Genomic DNA, 19,815 nt, shown 5'->3' on the forward strand with positions numbered 1-19,815 from the left:
TCTGCACGGCGACGACACGACGGTGCCGGTCCTGGCCAAGGGCAAGACCGATACCGGCCGATTATGGACCTATGTGCGCGATGACCGACCGTTCGGCGGCGCCGATCCGCCGGCGGCAGTGTTCTACTATTCCCGCGATCGCCGAGGCGAACATCCCGCGACGCATCTCGCCGGCTGGAGCGGCATTCTGCAGGCCGATGCCTTTGGTGGTTATGGCGATCTCTATGCGACGGGTCGTCAGCCGGCGCCTGTTCTGGAGGCCAGCTGCTGGGCCCACAGCCGGCGCAAAGTGTTCGAGCTGGCCGATGTCGAAGCGGCGGCGCGCAAGAAGGCGCACGGCGAGAAGCCCAACCTGGTCTATCCGCTGGCGGTCGAAGCCGTGAAGCGCATCGATGCCCTGTTCGATATCGAGCGCGCGATCAACGGCCTGTCGCCGGCCCAACGCCACGCCGTGCGCCAAGAGCGGAGCGCGCCGCTGGTCACCGAGCTCGAGCGCTGGATGATCAAGACGCGCGACAAGCTCTCGCGCGGGCACGACCTGACCAAGGCCTTCAACTACATGCTGCGCCGCTGGTCATCCTTCACCCGGTTCCTCGACGATGGGCGGATCTGCCTATCCAACAATGCAGCCGAGCGAGCCCTGCGCGGCATCGCAACGACCGATTCATACTGCACCTCTTCTTCAAACGTCCGGAAACAGGGACTTTTGGTTTTCCATTTTGATGCGACACGGGCCTCTGTGACGCGGAAACTGGGTCACTTGATCCTTTTCCAGGTCCGCAGCTCGTATTTGGTGCGGTGCATCGGGTACCACCTGCTCGGTAGGGAGCACGCCCTCCTTGATCAATCGACGGACCCGATGGGCAGTAACCCCAAGCTTTTTGGCGGCTTCGGTCAATGTGAGCCACTCGCCATTCTTTTCGGCGGATCGGTAGCCGTGGATTTTATGGACCGTGCGCAGTGCCCCGACACGGCGCCCAGTCCAGGTTTTGCCTTGCCCGGTCTGCATTCCCATCCGGTTGAGAGTGGCGGCAATGTCTGTGTCGGACCACCGGGTCGCCATAGACCGCATGACGGCAAGGGCGGCCTCCGGAGTACTCTGGCCATGTTCGCCAGCTTTGGGTTTGCGAATGCGCAGCTGGGAGTGCTGGCCGCCTTTCCAGTGGATCGTCAAAATGACTTCACGCTGCTCTTCATCGATGTCAGCAATGATATCAGTCACGAGAGCACGAAGGAGTTGCTGACGACATCGCATGTCGACGTTAGGTGCGCGCCAGGCGGCCTCCAGATCGGTGGCAATGCCAGTAAATTCGGGGACTGGGGTGACAAGATCCATTTGTCGCGCTTGGGCCAAACCAGCTTCACAGGCTTCCACGCGCCTGAGCGCTGCCTCCCAGCTCTTCTCCAGTTGGGCAGCGATCAGCCGGTTGTCAGGGTCGCAAGCAGCATAGCGACGTTCAGCGAGAGAGGCCTCGTATCGGGCTTGCTGCAAGTCCAACTCCACCATGCGGTGTCGTTCTTCCAGATTATCCCGATGCGCCCGATCAGCTTCCATTGCGGCCTCGATCGCCATCGGCGTCACGGCCCTCAATATCTCTTTGCCGATAGCAGGGTCGATGCGAGATGCGCCAAAAGTCATGCATCGTGGCTTGGCCAGCATCTGATTGATACGTTCGCAGCGGTAATAGGGATGCCCCGGAGGCCGCCCCGAGTAGACAACGCCCAACCGCCTTCCGCATCGGCCGCAGGTGAGCAGGCCCGCGAGCAACGCGCGGCCGCCACGACCAGACTTGATGCCGCCTTTCTGGCCGAAGGCATTGACAGCGATGTGGCTCTGGTTCCTCTCAAACTCACTCCAATCGATATAGCCTTCGTGATGATCCTGGAGCAGCACGTCCCACGTTCCAAAGGGTTTGCCGTGGCCGTAGCTTTTACGCGCCCTGCCATCGACAATCTCGGTTCGCTTCTCGCTTTTACCATAGACATAGACCCCAGCGTAGAAGGGGTTCTTCAGGATCGAAATAACGCTTCGATAGCGAACCGGCACCCAGTCGAAGGACACCGTTTTGCGCCCGTCAGAAGGGCGAGGAAAATGGAAATTATCAGCCGTCAGCGAAATCAGCACCTGGCGGGCGCTGCCAAGCTCGCGGAAGCGCGAAAAGATGAGGCGGATCGCCTCTTGTACCCGCAAATCGGGATCAAGCCCCAGCCCATAGTCGCGGTGCCAGATATAACCGATCGGCACACTGAGACGCAGCTCCCCCCGCCGCGCTTTGGCGCGAGCCGCGTCAAGCATGCGCGTTCGCAAAATGCCGAGCTCAAACTCGCTGATACTGCCCTTCATGCCCAACAACAATCGATCGTTAGGCCGACAAGGATCGTACACTCCGTCGAGATCTATGACGCGCGCTTCAACCAGGCCGCACAGTTCCAGGAGATGGTGCCAATCCCGGCCATTGCGAGAAAGACGCGATGCGTCGAGGCAGAGCACTGCGCCAATTTTGCCCGTGCACAGGCCGCTCACCAGTCGTTCGAAACCAGGGCGGTCTACAGCACCGCTGGCGGTACGACCAAGGTCATCGTCGATCACATCGACATCACGGAAACCCCAGCGTCGCGCGACATCGACAAGTTCATATTGTCGCCGCTGGCTCTCCAGGTTGTTCTGGACCTGACCCGGGGTCGACTGTCGAACGTAGACCACAGCTTTGCGCTTCAGCACCGTGGCTGGAAGGAGATTATTGCCCGTCATCGCTCGCCTCCTTCGTCGCGACGCCGGCCGCGGCCATCAGGAGGGTCGCCAGCCTGGCGACAACAACGCTTCGTTCCCCGTCGCTCAGGCCTCGCATCTGCGGCGTATCGAACGGCATGCTCAGCTGCTGGGTCAGCACTGGTAATGTCGGGGGTAGTGGTAAAGCTTTCATGGCGCGCCTCCTGGATGGCCGTGAGTCCATCCCTCGAAGTCTGCCTGAAACCGCGCTCGGTAAGCAGTCTATGAAGCTCTACAAGCCCAATCACCGCAACGCGCGGTTCGCCCATCTCCATGTCGGCGCAAAACGCCCGATCCAGCATCCACTCCGCCACCTGGATGATCTCACCCGGCCTGATCTCTACCCGGATGATCGCGCCATTGGCCCGGTCCTCGCGACCTTCATGCCGAAAACGACCGCCGTAATATGGATGCCAGCGGTAATGAAACTCCACCATCTGCCCGACATGGGCAGAATGACCCTGCGATGGCTCTCGGCAGAAAGTCCTGGCTCTTCTGCGGTTCCGATCGCGGCGGACAGCGCGCGGCCGTTCTCTACAGCCTGATCGTCAGCGCCAAGATGAACGATGTCGACCCGCAGGCCTGGCTCGCCGACGTCCTCGCCCGACTGCCCGCCTATCCGGCCCATCGGATCGATGATTTGCTGCCGTGGAATTGGAGATCCGCAAAATTGCGGACCCAACCAGCGGCGGCCTGATCATGCAGCGCAATAAGGTGCATCACGTCTACACCGTCGATCGTGTCGCCAGGGACCTCGGCGTCAGCGAAGCGCTCATCCAGGACCTGACCCTCGGTCTCGAGCCCGAGGACGGCGTCATCTGGGTCTACGGCGCCAACGATGACGACGGGATCTTGGCCTTCACCGATGAAGGCATCGAGGAGGTCAAACTCCTCCTCGAAGAATATCATCGCGTCTCCCCAAAGAAAGCTTGACCCCAGCACTCCGGTTCTCCTGGCTGCCGGATGCGCACGTCTGCGGTCTTCACCGGATGCGTAAAATGATTTCAAATGGTTATGAAAATCGCGGGTCCTTCCGGGGCGGTGCCAGGGTGAGGGGAGCGCTGCATCGCACGTTCTCACTAGCGACAGAAATCTAGGAAAGCATATCTCAAGTTATAATGACGCATGATATTCTAAAGACATAATCTTGATTAATTTCGTTTTGCATATGTGTCTTTCCGCTATTCGCAGTGATACCTGAACCTGCATTGCCCCGTGGCGGCAAGTCCGGCTACTGTCCCGAGCAGACCGAACTATGATGCCAAAGGGCGTTGTTGATTGAGGACAAACAGCCGGGCCACGATCTCATCGTCGCTGAGCACTCCAGCTCGCCAATCGTCGGCCCAGCCGTAGGCTTCTGCCACCGCCTCATCGAGTTCGGCGTGAGCGTTCGCCAGCCATTGGGGCCTTGCGTTGTAAAGGTTGGTCAAGGTGCGTTGGTTGAGCTCCTTAGCGGCGTGCTCATCCTTGGGCACAATGCGATTGGGATAGTCCGGCCCAATGTCCGGCTCCCGCTCGATCAGGTTGGCTGGATTGAGCCAATTCTCTCGCAATTCATCAAGTCGTGAGGCCGCGGTCGCGATCGCATTTGCGCGAGGATCAACGGCATAGTCAGCAGCGAGAATGTCGGGGGTGAGACCTTCGGGGAAGGGAAAGGTAAGGTATACAAACGACGCATTGTATCGCCGCTGATTTCCAGCGCCGATGCGGTTGCCAAAGTATGTGGACCACACTTCATGAAAAGAGCTCTGCAAAATCCCGAAGCCGGTCAAACCTGCATATGGGAAGGCATAAAGGGTCTTATCCGGAACCATCGTCGACGGAAGGAAGCGGAATACTCGATGCTCGGTAGTTTCGGCCGTAGCCAGATAGCGGTCAACCGTCTGAAGGATCGCCCTCATTGCTCGGCGTGATCGGTGAGGTTCCCACCAGGAAGGGTTTTGACCGGGGGTGGATGTCCGGTAGTTCGTAAAGCTGACTAGCTGGCCGTCCCTGTGGGGATCATATCGTGCGCTATGAAGGTACTCGAAGGGCAGCTCGAATTCGCTTACAGTCGTTTTGCTCAGCCCTTGAGGGAAATCGATAAGAAACTCTTCCGTAGGACGCCCAACGATATCGTCGGTCGATGCGTAAGCTGAAAGAACCTTCGAATTCCGACTGCCATTCGGGTTCGTCGGCGATTGCAACCATTTCTTCGCCTGCTCACGAGGGACGGTAAGAGGGCCGCTAAGTTGCACGCCAATGAAGACGGAACCCGTATTTTGCCCGAGCCGTTTGACGCTGCTCGTATCAATACCTGAGGTAAGGTTCGGATTGATGTGCTTGACTTGAATTCCGTTTAGGCTTGTACCCCTGATAGGGTCTTTGCCAGTGAAGCAAACAACGGAAACCCTAACTGCTGCACCGTTGACCACCCACCGCTCATTCTGCCAAGCATTAAATATTCTAGTGTCGGCGCTCAATCGTATTAACACTGGAAGATTGGCGTTCTTTGCGATTGCCTTGGTAGCTACCAAGCCGCACCGGCGAAGCCTCCCCTCTGCAATCATCGCTCGCGACTTTTCAAACCAGTAGCAAACCAGGTCGGAGAAGGGAGCTATTCTCCCCGAATAGATACGCCGGATGGTTTTGGTGGTTTCGTCGCCGAGGTTGCGCCTCATGCTTTTCCCACCGAGAAACGGTGGGTTGCCGACGATCACATCTACCGTCGGCCAAACTGACTCCACCCAATTGTCCGCCTCGGCATCGTAGTCTACAAGGGCGTCTCGACACTCGATTGTCTCCAAGGGCCGCAAGATCGGGTCTTTCACAGCGTCGAAGCCATTGCGCCGCATCCATTGAATTTCGCCGATCCAGACTGAAACGCGCGCCAATTCCGCTGCGTATGGGTTGAGTTCGATTCCAAGCACACATTCTGGTCCTATACGCGGAAAGCCGCGTGGAAGGCCGAGAGCTTCGGCGTCGAGATTAGCGCGATGCTCTATGTCCTTGAGCGACCGCAGTGCGACGTACAGGAAGTTGCCGGAACCGCAGGCGGGATCGAGGACACGGAAGTTCGAAAGGCGCTCAATAAAGGCGTTGTGAATTGTTTCCGCCTCGGTGATTGCCCTTGTGCGCTTGGCAAGCTCCGACCCTCGCAGCAGCTTGTCTTTCGTCTGACGCGGGGCGTTCTCGACGAGCGCAGTAACCTTCGCAAACGCCTCAGCCCATTCGGCCTCGAGCGGTTCGATGATTGTCGGACGGATGATCATCATGATTTTGTCGCGGTCGGTGTAGTGCGCGCCCAACTGACTGCGTTTAGCGGGGTCCAGCCCCCGCTCAAACAGCGTACCGAGAATTGAGGGATCGATCTGCGACCAGTCACGTCCAGCAGCCGCGAGCAGTTTGACGATGTCATCGGCGGTCACCGGTAGTACATGGTTGTCCTTGAACAGGCCGCCGTTAAACCAATCGATCGCCGTAAAGCCGACCTTTCCCCCTTTGTGTGCCATCGCGCCAAAAAGCGTCGCAGCATTTTCAGTAAATTTCGTCGGGTCGTTGCGGCTGACCTCGAGCATTTTTGTGAAGAGATGGTCGGGCAGCAAGCCCACATCTTCCGCGAACATACAAAATACCAGTTGGATGACGAAATGCGCTACCTGATGCGCTTCGTGGCCACGGTCCCGCAGGCGCTGCGCCAGCTCAGCAAATTCTCCGGCGGTTTCCTCGGTTAATTCCTGGCGAGTTTTTTTCGGTTTAAAGATATCAGGATCGAGGAAAACTGCTTTTAGCCGGTCTCGCACTGCGCCATCGATCAGATCGTCGAGCGCGAATTCGTGCGTCTCCTGAACGCTATTCGTCCAGTTGGTCCGGATGATTATTCTGGCCATATCGGATACGATCAGAAGCGGCGGATTCTCCAATGCGACTGAATATTGAAGAAGCTGGTTGTAGGCTTTATCGAGGTTGGCATGCCGGCCTTTATACTCCCAGCCAAAATGGCCCCTCCGCCATACATCAGCCCAGCCTTCGCCACCGCTCGTTTTGCTCGCACCCCTCTCGAACGTAAACCAATCTCCAGTGGGATCAGCAGAGACTGGGTCTAGCACTCCTAAAAGCGCGCACAGATCGTTGAAATGGCTCTGCGAGGCAGAGCGTTCCTTCAACTCGACATTGCGCCATTTCATTAGGAATTCATGCGGAGTCATCAGCGGTTCTCATTAACGTTATGGCGCGCCCGACAAGCTGGTCGCAGGAAAGCTAGTACCGGTTCTGAACGGCAAAGCAATTAGAGTTACCCATGCCAGCATAATTGTCGGCAGCTTGCGTGAAGGTCGCGTTTGAAAGGGAACGATCGACAAGAGTCGGCGCGTTTGCTTACCGGCACTATCACGCCTTCGCGATGCGGGCGTGCTCGGGTTCTCAACTTGACTCGAGCCTGATTATAGGCGCGAAATCGGCTGGGGGGATTTTGAATGAAGCGGCCATTTAGTTCGTTGAGCATCGACCAGCTTGAGGCAATCCTGGAGAAAGCCACCGCGAGTGGTAATTCCAAGGCAATCAAAGCCGTCGTTGGTGAAGCCGGATTTAGGAAGACAGCTCGTGCCGGGAGACTTTTGATGCGTGCCAAGTCCGCACTGGATGTAAAGCAGGCGGACCTCTTCGACCGAAGTCTCACAAATGGTAGAGACCAGCCCTCCGTGGCGCGCAAGGAAGTTGCGAGGAAGAGGGGAGGTCGCAAACCTACCGCAGATCGCAAACCTACCGCAGAGCAACAACAGGCAATTGAAGCCTTCCTGTCTGGTGGCTCGCTCCGTATCAACGCTTATGCGGGTACAGGCAAGACCGCGACACTGCAATTCCTTGCGCACGGCACTCGCCGCCGCGGCCAGTATATCGCTTTCAACAAGGCGATTGTCGGGGACGCCCGTGACAAGTTTCCTCCGACGGTAGATTGCTCGACAACGCATAGGCTGGCGCTGAAGGCACTGCACTCTGGTTATAAAGAAACTAGGGAAAAGTTCGCAGGGAAGGTCAGCACCAAGCAGCTCGCGGAGATCCTTGGGTTTAAGAAGACCTGGCGAGTCGACCGCGACCATTCGCTACAGACAGTTTCACAAGCCTATTTGATCCAGCAGACGGTCAAACGGTTCGCGCAGAGCGGCGACGATGAGATCTCTGACGCACACGTGCCTCGCCATGGATCCCTGCTTACGGCCAATGAAGACAGTCTGGCGGCGGTGAACGAGTTCGCCCGCAACAATGCCAAGCACGTGTGGCAGCGGATGTGCGACCCCAAGGACGCGATCCCACTGGGTTTTGACGGGTTTTTAAAGCTCTGGGGCCTGTCCAGGCCACAGATTGCAGCGGACTATTTACTCCTCGATGAGGCGCAGGACACTAATCCCGTGGTGCTCGACGTACTGCAGCGGCAAAGCGCTCAGCTTGTCTACGTTGGTGACCGATACCAGCAGATTTACGAATGGCGCGGCGCGGTGAATGCAATGGACGCGATCAAAACCGACTCCATTGTTGGGCTGACCCAGTCGTTCCGGTTCGGACCGGAAATCGCTGGTGAAGCCTCCCGCGTGCTGCTGCGGCTCGGTGAGAGTGTGCCGTTGACGGGCAATCCCGCCCTGCGAAGCCGTGTCGGCAGCTGCAAACCCAACGCCATCTTAGCGAGGACCAACGCGAACGTCATGACAGCGCTAATCCAGTGCCTCGACGAGGGCTGCAAGCCACATCTCGTTGGCGACAACAAGGATCTCAAGGAGCTGCTCTGGGGTGTGCGCGACTTGAAAGAGGGGCGTCCGACCGACGTCCCCGACTTCTTCGGTTTCACAAACTGGGAATCGGTCGTCGATTTCGCCAAGACCACCGAGGGCGAGCACCTGACCATGTTCGTCAATCTGGTGCAGAGTAAGGGCGAAAAGCGCCTCCTGTGGGCTATCAACCAATCGGTCAGCGAGGAGGCAGCCGAGCTTGTCATCTCGACAGCCCACAAAGCCAAGGGACGGGAATGGAAGAATGTCCGACTGATGGACGACTTCTTGAAGACCCGAGAGGCACGGACTACTGCGGATAAGGCCCAACAAGAGCGTGAAGATGCTGCTGAACTTAGACTGTTCTACGTCGCCGTTACACGCGCCAAGGAGGCGATAGAAATCCCCGTCATGGGTGTCAAAGGTGAGCAAACGCGAACTTCGGCCGTGTCGTTAGGGCTGGCGGCGCCGGCTTTGGCCAAGCGCGTTGTTACGCAACCGGCCGACTGGGAGGACCCGGTAAAGGAAAGCGGCAGAGTCCAACCACCGCATGTCCCCCAGAAACCGGCCAAGCGTGGCTTCTTTTCCCGTCTATTCGGCGGGTAAGTTACGAGCCCGCCGGATACGCCCTATTCTGGGATTTAATCTGCCCCCTGCTGATTGATTGAATGTCCGCTTGGGCGCAGGCCGGCGACAGCCGTCAAGTGTCAGGTAGCTCTCCGGACAAGATCGAGGACATCCACTTGGCGGCCGCACGTTCGATCATGTTCCGGATGCTCTGGTCCCACTTGCATTCCCGCGGGCTAATTCACGGCCGCTGCCCAGGGGTTGTGTGCGAAGCTCGGTCTGGAAACAGAAAAAAAGCGAAAACGCTGGCCGGCCAGGCTCGTCCGTGCCTCGAAGTCGCTAAGGAAGTTCCACTTCACCAGGAGTTGAGTTCTCTTAGTCGCTTATTTGGGCTCGACAAATCCGACCATTCCGCTCAGTCCACTCGCAACATGCACCGTTCCAGCAGGCCAGCTGGATTGGCGAACGGCTTCGCAATTGGATGCGTCGTGTGGGCTTCGTAAACGCGCCACAATATGTATCGGTCACGTTCACGGAGCGCTTTTTCGAACTCCCGCTGCGGCCATTCAAATCGGCCGTCGACCCCCATGGTCGATTTCACCTCGAGCCATAGGGGTTTTCCCTCCTTGTCGATGGATCGAATGTCGTGGTCGGCGCCAGGATGTGTCCTCGAGACCCAGATCACGTGCTTCTCGGGTTCCCCATGGCCGAGCAATCGAACCCGCTCCAATTCCGCGCGGTAAACGATTTCTTCTCCTCGGGCGCCGACCTTTTGATCCCTGTCCACGTCGTTGGCTTCCGGCGGACGCCAACTGCTGGACCCACCGGAATACCAGCTGCCGCTGGCGGGGTGAGGCGGTAAGCGGACGGACGACCTTCAACAACTCGAAAAATTGAGCCGGGCCAGCCATGGGTCATGATCAGCGGCAAAGCGTTTTCGTGCCCGGAACGGCTATATCCAGCCCGTCGATGGTGGTCACGAATTGCGGCAAGGCATTCAGCTTGGGTCTCCCTTGGACCAATCGTAGTCCGTACCCCAGTAGCGCAGCAGGTGCCGCAGTTTCTTCAGCTGTAGGCCCTGCGAAGTGTCGCTGGCGGTTTCGCGAAGGGGCAGGCGGGTCGGGGCCAACTGCTAAGTCAGCGTCGCGAACGACAGCTTTGCGCAGGTGGGTTCAACCGGTCACTGCAACACCTTCTGTAGCCTTAGCGCGGATGGCAAGACCTGCCGCAATCCCGCGAGAGATCTCTTCGCGCTCCCCCAGCTCGAGCGCCGAGGCCGCTCTACGCCTTGCTGCCGGAGCAATGCCGCCGTGTAAGGATACGATCCGCTGAACGCCGCCCTTGTTCCGGCGCTCCAGTGCCCGCGAGATCGACGAAATGCTCTGACCTTGCTTCCATCGCTCCCAGAGCTCGGCCTTCTGCTCCGTGGTAAACCAGATCCGTGACGTCACCATGCGACACCTCCCCATCCTCTCAGATTAAAGGTGTTGCGACGACCGGTTGAACCCACCGCCCAATTTCAGACACTCCGTGGTGATTTCGCTGCGCTCGAAAGCGGACGCTCGAATGACACGTGCGGTGTGACCGATAAGCATCTTTAGAGGTCGTCTGGCAAACGGTTCGCGGTGGAAAAATATCTTGGCGACCGTGAATCACGACGGCGCGCTCTGCAAATCGTGCCTATCGACACGCAACAACCACTATAGCCCTGCCGGTTCACCATCGACGCTGTTTTGCCTGACACCGACCATGCGGTCCGCATGAAGATATTCACGTTGGGTCGCTAACCGGGGCAATGTGTTCCTCCAATTCCATCTGCCTTGAATTCTCCACGAGAACGTTCCGCTGAATAAGCCGATTCACAAGCGAGGCGGGATGAATTTCATCGGCTACGCAAAGTAGTTGTTGCAAGTTGTGGCGACCCGTCGTTCGCGCTTGGCAAAGTCGGACAGTTCATTCTATGGCTATCGGCAGGGGAGCAATTTATGCAGCGTGTGCGAATCCTTCAAATCGGCGATGTTCACTATCCAGACTGGCATTCCTCCGCTAGCGACATCGATGCAAAGGACAGCAAGTTCGCTCCGAAGATCACCCAGAAGTTGCGTGCCTCCTCACTTCGGGCAGTCCTTACCAAGCTCCGGCGACTGATCACCACGAAGCGCCCAGATGCGGTGGCATTCATGGGGGATTTTACGAGCCGTGGCGACAAGGAATACATCGCGTCCGCCTTCCAGCATTTGACCCTTTTGTGCCGCGCGCAGGGTAGTAAATCAGCATTTCTCCCCCTGATTTTTGTTCCCGGTAATCATGACGTGAATCGCGACGATGCGCGGGACCTCGGACCGACCGAGAAGTTCAGCGAAATGGCAGGATTGGCAGCTGGCCTCGGTTGGGAAACTGTGCCAGTGGACCAACCTGTCCACTTCAGGCTTCCGGCCAAGTCGGGTAGCGCCAATGTCATCTTGGTCAACACTGCGATAGGTAGCTGGGAGCTTCAGAACCTTCCTGCATTTCTTCGCGATCGGCTCAAGGAACTCAATACGGGGGCCGAGCCGGTTGATTTGGGTACCTCGGATACCTCAGGTCATTCCCCCGCCACGCCGCCAAATGACCCAACAAAGGACGCATCGGATGATGAGTACTACGGTCAACTTGACACCCCGTACATCTCACGGGAGATGCTTGCTGGGCTTCAAGAGTTGCTCCAGCAAGTCGGTATGCGGTTCAGCATCGTGATAGGCCACCACAACCTGCTTCCGCAGAAAATTCCACGCATCACACCTTACGCGGAGATGCTCAACAGCGGTTTTGTCCGGACCCAGCTGCTTCAAAGCGATAAGTCGATCGTCTACTTGCACGGGCACATCCATAGTGACCCCGTAGAAATCGTCAGCGATCCGCGATCTCCAAACGGCAAGCTGATCTGCATATCAGCCCCAGAGATACAGGCGGGGTTCAACGAGCTTGTCTTCTTCATGACAGATCAGGGAGAACTTGTCGGTATCCGCTTGATTCCCTATCGAACGAACGTCGCCGATGGTCTGGTCACTGAAGGCGAGCATTGCTTCATCTCGACCATCGCCAGCGGCAAGGCCTTCCTGAGTGGCGAAACTTTTGGTCTGCTCGGCCGGCTCCGTGATCACGTCAAGAAGCGTGGCAGCGCCCTACTGTTCTGGGACGAGTTAGTGGAGATCGCGTCGACGGCCGCGCCCGACCAGGATCTGGAAGACTCCCTGCTAATGCTTCAGGCAGCCCGGATCATCGAGATTGACGGGCTGACGAAACCCAACTCGGAATGGCGGATCAAGGTAAGGGAAGAGTAGATGCAGAACCCCTTTGGTCCCAACAGGATAGAATACGAAAGTCGACCGATTCTTTGGTTTAGTCAGAAATCAGCTTCGATTTCGACAGCAGCAAAGCCTGTTTTCGTGGCGGGTACCAGAGGAAGTGGCAAGACTAGCATTCTTAGATCGCTTTCCACGGCTCACATCCTTGAAGACGACAATCTTGCAGAACAAGTCGGAAAGCTCGGCTGGTATGGAGTGTTCTTTCAGCTGAACGAGACATTTTCGCCGCTGATCGACAATGCCGTCCTCAGTCTCATTCCCGAGAATATACAGCTTGATCCGACTGCGGTGGCTAACCGACAGTTTATAATCTTCTCTCACTACCTAGAGCTGAAGATCGTCGAACGTCTGCTTGAGAGTGTTGTCCAACTCAGGCGGGACGGACACCTCAAATATCCAGCATCTGGCGATCGCGACGTCGCGCTAGCCCTGCATCGCCAAGTGCTGCACTTCATCCCGCAACCAGCGCGTCCAGACTTCTTCAGCATCGACGAATTGCGGGCGGGGGTTACGCGATACATCGACGACTGCTTCAATGCCTTCTTCTTCGCGGCGGACACGGCAAAGACAAACTTCAGGGCAACAGACCCCGGAGCCATAATCAACAAGGTTGCAACTGCGATCACTCCGCTCTTGGAAGGGCCTGCCTTCGCGAGCGGCACAGTCCCGTTCTTCAAGATACTGATTGACGACTGCGAGGCGCTCACGCCGCTACAGCAGCAGTTCTTGAACACGCTGGTCAGGAAAACGCGCGGCAACGTTAAGTGGGTGCTCGCCTATATCGGCGGACTTTATGACACGATCCGGACCATCATACCGGGCCAGTCCCTATCGAACGCCGACCGCGACGTCGAAAATCTCGACTCAGTAACGAACAAGGAATTCGCAACCCTCTGCGAGAACGTGTCATCACTTCGACTATATTACGCGCTTCCCGATGAGCTGCGAAGCAACCTAAAGCGCAAGAGCCCACTCAACGCGTTTTCATTGAAAAGCCGACTGGGAAGGCTTTCGGTCAACGAAATCATAGAGCGGGTGATTGAAACGGGGCATTCCGAAGGCCGAGACAGGCTAGTGACCCTCGCGGAGGCAGCGCGCGAATTTTTCTCCATAAACCTCAGGTCCGCCGACCAGCAACAGTTTCATCTTCACAGGAAGGCGCGGCCATATGCGGAGGGTCTGGCGCTCGCGCTCATGAAACCGGAAATTAAACGCAAGCCCATGAGTTCGGCGGACGCAGCGAATCTGATGCGCTCGATAGCACGAAAGCAGGGGTGGGCGTTCCTGCAAGCGTGCCGAATTCTGGGCCTCCACGAATATCCCTACGTAGGGCACCAAATAATTACGTCATTGAGCGATGTCTGCATACGAGACTTCCTTGACATAATGGGGGAGATCTTCCGCCGTAGCGTTCCGAATGCGAGCGATCTGCGCAAGCTGGTGGACTTCATCAACTCGGATTCGCAGATCGCCATCGAACAGCAAAAACAAGCAGTAAACGCTGCCTCCAAGAGAAAGATGGACGGCCTGCAGGCGCTTTCACATCCCTATGAGGAAGAGAGCGTGCGCATGGTGCGTGCGCTCGGATACCTCACCGCGCGCCTCCAAACAGACTTTGCCGAGGATAGCCCCCTCGGCACAACTGAAAGGGGTATTTTCAAGGTTGATCTTAGTGAGATGCGCTCGCTCGTGAATAAGCTCGAGCTTCCAACAGGGAAACTAGACGAGGTCCTGCGACGTGCGGAGAAAGATGGTTTCATTCGCGAGGTCTCCGCTGCGGGCAACTTGGAGGTGGATCGGGCCGATGCAAGATCGAAGGAGATGCTCATACGGTTGCATCGTCGGTTTGCCCCGTACTTTGGATATTCTTATCGCGGGCCCTATGAGACGAACACAATTCCGGCTGCGCGAATCGTTGACCTGCTCTTCACGCGATACCGCATCCCGGAGGACTGGGCCGACGCAGTGTTCAAAGAACTCGTCGCACGGCCGGCTTCACATACCGAATTTCAGGGCTCTCTGTTTGACAGTGATCTAGAATGACCCCAACGGTTGAGTATCGGGTGTTCGGCAACGTGGCTGTCACTGAGAGGGTCAGTGATCGCGGTGCTGTCGAAGTGGTCGAAGCAGACATTGCGATCGTTGCGCTTGGATGGGAGACGCGGTTCACCGCCTTCGGCGACCACGTTGATCTTAAGGTCAAGAAAATGATCGTTCTCGACTTCGCGCTAAAGAGCACCGGCATCGCGGCCGTTGAGGCCAACCGGGAAAAGCTCGTTGCGATAGGCAAGCGGTGGGGCATCGATGTCACGGTTGTCGACCTGGAAGCATCAATCGAATACCAGAAGAACATCAATATCCTCGACCACACGCTGTCGCAAATGGCCGAGTCCTATGGTTCCTACCAGGGAAACCTGCGCAAGGTCTTCGTAGAATGCTCAACGATGCCCCGGATCTACATTCAGTGGCTTGTTGCCTTCGCTTTCAAGAAAGTGGCTATCCAGTCGCTGGAGTTCGGCTATGCCGAAGGGACTTATGAGAATGCAGCCGGCAAAGAGGACTTTTCCAGCGGCCTCGACCGCTATGTGACGGTACCCCATCTTCAAGGCGGCGGCGGTATGGGTGAGGAGAAGATCCTGCTGGTGGGTATCGGCGGAGATGCGGACGTCTTCTATGGATTGATCGATCTGGTAAGTCCGGAACGAATCTCTCTTCTCGTTCCCCGAAGCGAACGAAATGAGCACATCGATGTATTGCTAGATCAGCAGGTTGCCAAAGTTCGTGAGACCCATCGGCTTGAAGAAGGTGAAGTTCGCGACATCGAAGCATTCGGCCTTACGGCTCACCTCGACGCTTTCGAAGCTTATCTCGAGGGTTTCGGTTCGCGATCGGTCGTGAACGTATTCGTGAGCGGGCCTAAAGTTCAGGCGATTGCCGCAGCCGTTCTGGCGTGCAGTGACAACCGGGTCCAGATTAAGGCGCGAATCCCTACCTCATATGCCCACCGGGAGGTTTCAGCGAACGGGCGATATCATTTTTACAAGCTGATCGATCTGACCTCGCCTGCTTGTAGCCTTCCTGGGACGTTCTGACTCTGTCTTGCTTTCACGCAGCATCGTGATCGCCGTGGCCATACGGGTTGATCCACAACATACATAGAAAGTGCGATATCATCCGGTATGTGATTTCAGGAGAACGGCAGCTTGCGGGTGGCTTGGTCTAACGGCGGACTGACAGCTTCCGGCCCTATTTTGGTCATTCGCGAGAGCCGCTCATATTCGGACGCGCCGTCTGGCTTCTTTGTTGGGCCGACGCCAGCGGAGCTCGCTTTTGAAATTTGTGAACCGTCATGATTCCATGAGTCTCCACGGGTCGCCAGGAGACGAATATTAGACAAATATCAAACGAGATTTTTTGAAGATGAGCTAGTGCTTGAAATTGCTGGTACGCCCAAGGGGAATCGAACCCCTGTTACCGCCGTGAAAGGGCGTTGGCGATACTGAAATCGTGCGAAGCCCTCCTGTCACACGACGATCGCGGCAATCATCAGATCAGCGATCAGCCGTTTTCCTCCGATTTTTTGGATCGGCTAAGTACTTGAAACTGTTGGCTCCCCGAACGATGAATGTCACGAAGGCAGCGCAACGCTGGCGCTGGCTGTCCCAAGGCATTGAAACGATCGACGTTCGGCAAGGCATCGGCCTACTTTCCAGCGTCACAGAAGGCGCGCTTCCCCACACGCCCGCGATCGCCTCCATACCCGGCCCGACCGGGGACGCGGGGCCTGTCCGTAAGCGTGGCGGCCGGTGCTGCGCTTCCACATTCGATCGCCACAGTCTGATCGCACCGAACTCGATGCTGCTCGAAGCAAAATCGTGCGGCTCTGACATGGATCAGGGCGAGCAGGCCACGGCTGCGCAATAAGGCACTGCGGTTGGCGCCCGCCGGAATTGGAAATCGGGGCTTGCGATGAAATTCGGCACAGAGATCGTCCTTCTAAGCCTGTTTGCGTTTGCGGCCCTGGTGGCTGCCGGCTTCGGCGTAGATGAACCTTTTCGCCGGCATATGTGGGTTTTGTTCTTCGCCGTGGCTGGCTTCACTGCGATTCTGTTGCGCAACACGGAGTTCAAGCCGGCAGTTCCGATCGACCCCGCCGCTTACATGGATGGGCCGATCCGCTACGGTGCCATCGCCACCGTATTCTGGGGCGTCGTCGGCATGCTGGTCGGCGTGGTCATCGCCCTGCAGCTCGCCTACCCCGATCTCAACATCCAGCCCTGGTTCAATTTCGGCCGACTGCGGCCTTTGCATACTTCCGGCGTGGTTTTTGCCTTCGGCGGCAATGCACTCATCTGCACGTCACTTTATGTCGTGCAGCGGACCTGTCGTGCCAGGCTGTTCGGCGGCGATCTCGCCTGGTTCGTGTTCTGGGGCTATCAGCTGTTCATCGTCATGGCGGCAACCGGCTACCTGCTCGGTATCACCGAGAGCCGCGAATACGCCGAGCCCGAATGGTATGTGGACCTGTGGCTGACCATTGTCTGGGTCGCCTATCTCATCCTGTTCCTCGGCACGATCCTGAAGCGCAAGGAGCCGCACATCTACGTCGCCAACTGGTTCTACCTTGCCTTCATCGTGACCATCGCAATCCTACATGTGATCAACAACCTGTCGATGCCGGTCTCCTTCCTGGGCTCCAAGAGCTATTCAGCCTTCTCCGGCGTACAGGACGCCCTGACGCAATGGTGGTACGGCCACAATGCCGTCGGCTTCTTCCTCACCGCCGGCTTCCTCGGGATGATGTATTATTTCGTGCCCAAGCAAGCCAACCGACCGGTCTATTCCTACCGGCTGTCGATCATCCACTTCTGGGCTTTGATCTTTCTCTACATCTGGGCCGGTCCGCACCACCTCCACTACACCGCCCTGCCGGACTGGGCCCAGACGCTCGGCATGGTGTTCTCAATCATGCTCTGGATGCCCTCGTGGGGCGGCATGATAAACGGCCTGATGACGCTCTCGGGCGCCTGGGACAAGCTGCGCACCGACCCGATCATCCGTATGATGGTGATGGCCATCGCCTTCTACGGGATGTCGACCTTCGAAGGCCCGATGATGTCAATCAAGGCCGTCAACTCGCTCTCGCACTACACCGACTGGACCATCGGTCACGTCCATTCGGGCGCGCTCGGATGGGTTGGCATGATCTCGTTCGGCGCGATTTATTTCATGGTCCCGAAGTTATGGAATCGCGACCGGCTTTATTCGCTGCGGCTCGTCAACTGGCACTTCTGGCTGGCGACGCTTGGGATCGTCGTTTACGCCGCGGTGATGTGGGTCTCCGGCGTCATGCAGGGCCTGATGTGGCGCGAATACAACGAGCAGGGCTTCCTGGTCTACTCCTTCGCCGAAACCGTCGCCGCCATGCATCCCTACTACATCATGCGTGCCATCGGCGGCGCGATGTATCTGTCGGGCGCCCTCATCATGGCCTGGAACATCGCCATGACCATCCTCGGCTACCAGCGCGAGGAGGATCCGATGCCGCGCTCCATCCCCGCCCTCCAGCCTGTGCGATCAGGAGCCAGAAAATGGGCTTGATGGACAGACACGCGGTCATCGAGAAGAACGCCACACTTCTTCTCCTCGGGTCCCTGCTGGTCGTAACAATCGGCGGTATCGTCGAGATCGCGCCGCTCTTCTATCTCGACAACACCATCGAGAAGGTCGAAGGCATGCGGCCCTATTCGCCGCTCGAGCTCGCCGGGCGCAACATCTATGCGCGCGAGGGCTGTTACCTCTGCCATAGCCAGATGATAAGGCCGTTCCGCGACGAGGTCGAGCGCTACGGCCACTATAGCCTGGCGGCCGAGTCGATGTACGACCACCCGTTCCAGTGGGGCTCGAAGCGCACCGGGCCGGATCTCGCCCGGGTCGGCGACCGCTACTCGAACGGATGGCACGTCCAGCATCTCACCGAGCCGCGTTCGGTGGTGCCGGAATCGATCATGCCGAGCTACGCGTTCCTGAAGGACATGCCAATCGAGGTGAAGGATTTCTCGACGCATCTGATCGCCAACAGCCGTGTCGGTGTGCCCTATTCAGACGACATGATCGCTCATGCCAATGCCGATCTCATGGCGCAGGCCGATGCGAATGCCGACACATCGGGCCTGGAGAGACGCTATCCGAAAGTCAAGCTTGGGGACTTCGACGGCGATCCGCAGCAGGTCACCGAAATGGATGCGCTGGTCGCCTATCTCCAGATGCTCGGCACGCTGGTCGATTTCAGGACCTATGACGAAGCCGCCGGTTACCGCTGAGGAGAATGGCGATGACCTACAATTTCATGCGGGAGTTTGCCGACAGCTGGGGCCTGCTTGCCATGGCACTTTTCTTCCTCGGATGCGTTGCCTTTGCATTTCGTCCCGGCAGCCGCAGGCAAGCCGAGAGAGCCGCTCACATTCCTCTCAAGGACGACTGATCATGGGCAGCGAGCATATCGACGAGGTTTCGGGCATCTCGACGACCGGCCATGAGTGGGACGGCATCAAGGAACTCAACAACCCGCTTCCGCGCTGGTGGGTCATCACCTTCTACATCACCATTGCCTGGGCGATCGGCTACACCGTCGTCTATCCGGCATGGCCGATGCTGACTTCCGCGACCAGGGGTGTGCTGGGGTATTCGAGCCGCAAAGACGTCAAGAATGAACTGGCGGCGGCCGAAGTGGCCAAAGACAAATATGTCGCTGCCATTCAGGCGAAGACCGTCTCCGAGATTACTGCCGACGATACACTACGCGAATTCGCGGTCGCCGCAGGTGGCGCCGCGTTCAAGGTCAATTGCGTGCAGTGCCATGGCTCGGGCGCTCAAGGGTCCAAGGGTTTTCCCAACCTAAACGACGACGATTGGCTGTGGGGTGGCAACGCCGAACAGATCCAGCAGACGATTGCGCACGGCATCCGCTTCGCATCAGACCCGGATACGCGCCTGTCGGAAATGCCTGCTTTTGGCGACATCATCACGACGGATCAGATCAAGCAGGTCGGCGCCTATGTCGCAAGCCTCTCCGATCCTGTTCAGGACACAAGCCTGATCGAACTCGGCGCCAATGTTTTCGCCGAGAATTGTGCGGCCTGTCATGGTGAGAATGCAAAGGGCAACAGGGAGCTCGGCGCACCCGACCTGACCGACGCGATCTGGCTTTACGGGTCTGGCGAAACAGCCATCGCCGCGCAGGTCCGCGCCCCGAGGCATGGCGTCATGCCGGCCTGGATCGGGCGTCTCGGCGAGATCAAGGTCAAGGAACTCGCGGTCTATGTCCATTCGCTTGGCGGCGGAGAATAGGAACGCAAGCCTATTCTCGTCCTCCCCCCAACCGCCAAGC

The 19,815-nt window shown here is 57.7% G+C and carries 15 protein-coding genes and 4 pseudogenes; 13 read left to right on the forward strand and 6 right to left on the reverse strand.

All coding sequences use genetic code 11. The annotated features are described in order from the left end of the window. Window positions 1-655: pseudogene (gene tnpC / locus NKH83_RS29005) on the forward strand (IS66 family transposase); the annotation flags it as partial. 27 nt (window positions 656-682) lie between these two features. On the opposite strand, the gene NKH83_RS29010 reads toward tnpC, so the two are convergent. Next, the gene (locus NKH83_RS29010; RefSeq protein WP_352694605.1) at window positions 683-2,752 is read right to left on the reverse strand and encodes a recombinase family protein; all 2,070 of its coding nucleotides are present in this window, start codon (window positions 2,750-2,752) and stop codon (window positions 683-685) included. Beyond that, window positions 2,739-2,924 carry a hypothetical protein gene (locus NKH83_RS29015; protein ID WP_352694607.1) on the reverse strand — a complete coding sequence of 62 codons (186 nt, stop codon included), beginning with the start codon at window positions 2,922-2,924 and terminating at the stop codon, window positions 2,739-2,741. Before NKH83_RS29015 ends, NKH83_RS29010 begins: the two co-directional genes overlap by 14 nt. A 70-nt stretch (window positions 2,925-2,994) precedes the next feature. On the opposite strand from NKH83_RS29015, the gene NKH83_RS29020 reads away from it, so the two are divergent. The 3 genes and pseudogenes from NKH83_RS29020 (at window position 2,995) to NKH83_RS29030 (ending at window position 3,703) form a co-directional block, all read left to right on the forward strand. Next, window positions 2,995-3,315 carry a hypothetical protein gene (locus tag NKH83_RS29020; RefSeq protein WP_352808490.1) on the forward strand — a complete coding sequence of 107 codons (321 nt, stop codon included), beginning with the start codon at window positions 2,995-2,997 and terminating at the stop codon, window positions 3,313-3,315. Continuing rightward, window positions 3,237-3,467: pseudogene (locus NKH83_RS29025) on the forward strand (transposase domain-containing protein); the annotation flags it as partial. The gene NKH83_RS29020 and the pseudogene NKH83_RS29025, both read left to right, overlap by 79 nt. Window positions 3,468-3,469: 2 nt before the next feature. Continuing rightward, window positions 3,470-3,703 carry a hypothetical protein gene (locus tag NKH83_RS29030; protein WP_023731894.1) on the forward strand — a complete coding sequence of 78 codons (234 nt, stop codon included), beginning with the start codon at window positions 3,470-3,472 and terminating at the stop codon, window positions 3,701-3,703. A 320-nt stretch (window positions 3,704-4,023) separates the two neighbouring features. On the opposite strand, the gene NKH83_RS29035 is transcribed toward NKH83_RS29030, so the two are convergent. After that, on the reverse strand, window positions 4,024-6,936 hold the full coding sequence (locus tag NKH83_RS29035) for a class I SAM-dependent DNA methyltransferase (protein ID WP_352808461.1): 2,913 nt from the start codon (window positions 6,934-6,936) through the stop codon (window positions 4,024-4,026). A 288-nt stretch (window positions 6,937-7,224) separates the two neighbouring features. Here NKH83_RS29035 and NKH83_RS29040 point away from each other — a divergent pair, with 288 nt between their 5' ends. Then, window positions 7,225-9,117, forward strand: coding sequence for a UvrD-helicase domain-containing protein (locus NKH83_RS29040; protein ID WP_352721694.1), 1,893 nt, complete (start codon window positions 7,225-7,227; stop codon window positions 9,115-9,117). A gap of 376 nt (window positions 9,118-9,493) precedes the next feature. Here the strand turns inward: NKH83_RS29040 and NKH83_RS29045 are convergent, their stop codons facing one another. The 3 genes and pseudogenes from NKH83_RS29045 to NKH83_RS29055 all read right to left on the reverse strand — a co-directional run. Continuing rightward, window positions 9,494-9,865 (reverse strand): protein NO VEIN domain-containing protein, encoded by a 372-nt coding sequence (locus NKH83_RS29045; protein ID WP_352502737.1) that lies wholly within the window; start codon window positions 9,863-9,865, stop codon window positions 9,494-9,496. 70 nt (window positions 9,866-9,935) lie between these two features. Further along, window positions 9,936-10,210 (reverse strand): annotated as a pseudogene (locus NKH83_RS29050) (epoxide hydrolase N-terminal domain-containing protein); the annotation flags it as partial. Between the two features lie 67 nt (window positions 10,211-10,277). Continuing rightward, a pseudogene (locus tag NKH83_RS29055) lies at window positions 10,278-10,532 on the reverse strand (IS30 family transposase); the annotation flags it as partial. 531 nt (window positions 10,533-11,063) lie between these two features. Here NKH83_RS29055 and NKH83_RS29060 point away from each other — a divergent pair. The 8 genes from NKH83_RS29060 to ccoP all read left to right on the forward strand — a co-directional run bounded on the left by NKH83_RS29060 (window position 11,064) and on the right by ccoP (window position 19,775). Next, a complete protein-coding gene (locus NKH83_RS29060; protein ID WP_352808463.1) occupies window positions 11,064-12,401 on the forward strand; it encodes a metallophosphoesterase family protein in 1,338 nt (445 codons plus the stop codon). Continuing rightward, entirely contained in the window at window positions 12,402-14,468 is a 2,067-nt protein-coding gene (locus tag NKH83_RS29065) for an ORC-CDC6 family AAA ATPase (protein WP_352502735.1), read from the forward strand. It abuts the gene before it with no gap. Beyond that, entirely contained in the window at window positions 14,465-15,517 is a 1,053-nt protein-coding gene (locus NKH83_RS29070; protein ID WP_352502734.1) for a hypothetical protein, read from the forward strand. The genes NKH83_RS29065 and NKH83_RS29070 overlap by 4 nt, the downstream gene beginning before the upstream one ends. A gap of 529 nt (window positions 15,518-16,046) precedes the next feature. Beyond that, window positions 16,047-16,349, forward strand: coding sequence for a hypothetical protein (locus tag NKH83_RS29075; protein WP_352502733.1), 303 nt, complete (start codon window positions 16,047-16,049; stop codon window positions 16,347-16,349). A gap of 45 nt (window positions 16,350-16,394) precedes the next feature. After that, window positions 16,395-18,026, forward strand: a complete 1,632-nt coding sequence (ccoN, locus tag NKH83_RS29080; RefSeq protein ID WP_352808464.1) for a cytochrome-c oxidase, cbb3-type subunit I — start codon at window positions 16,395-16,397, stop codon at window positions 18,024-18,026. Beyond that, entirely contained in the window at window positions 18,017-18,748 is a 732-nt protein-coding gene (ccoO, locus tag NKH83_RS29085) for a cytochrome-c oxidase, cbb3-type subunit II (protein ID WP_352808465.1), read from the forward strand. The genes ccoN and ccoO overlap by 10 nt, the downstream gene beginning before the upstream one ends. An 11-nt stretch (window positions 18,749-18,759) precedes the next feature. Continuing rightward, window positions 18,760-18,909, forward strand: coding sequence for a cbb3-type cytochrome c oxidase subunit 3 (locus NKH83_RS29090; RefSeq protein WP_352457387.1), 150 nt, complete (start codon window positions 18,760-18,762; stop codon window positions 18,907-18,909). A 2-nt stretch (window positions 18,910-18,911) separates the two neighbouring features. Further along, complete coding sequence (gene ccoP, locus NKH83_RS29095) at window positions 18,912-19,775, forward strand: cytochrome-c oxidase, cbb3-type subunit III (protein ID WP_352808466.1); 864 nt, start codon at window positions 18,912-18,914, stop codon at window positions 19,773-19,775. Window positions 19,776-19,815 lie beyond the last annotated feature (40 nt).

It is taken from the genome of Mesorhizobium sp. M0909 (assembly GCF_040319515.1).
GTDB lineage: Bacteria > Pseudomonadota > Alphaproteobacteria > Rhizobiales > Rhizobiaceae > Mesorhizobium.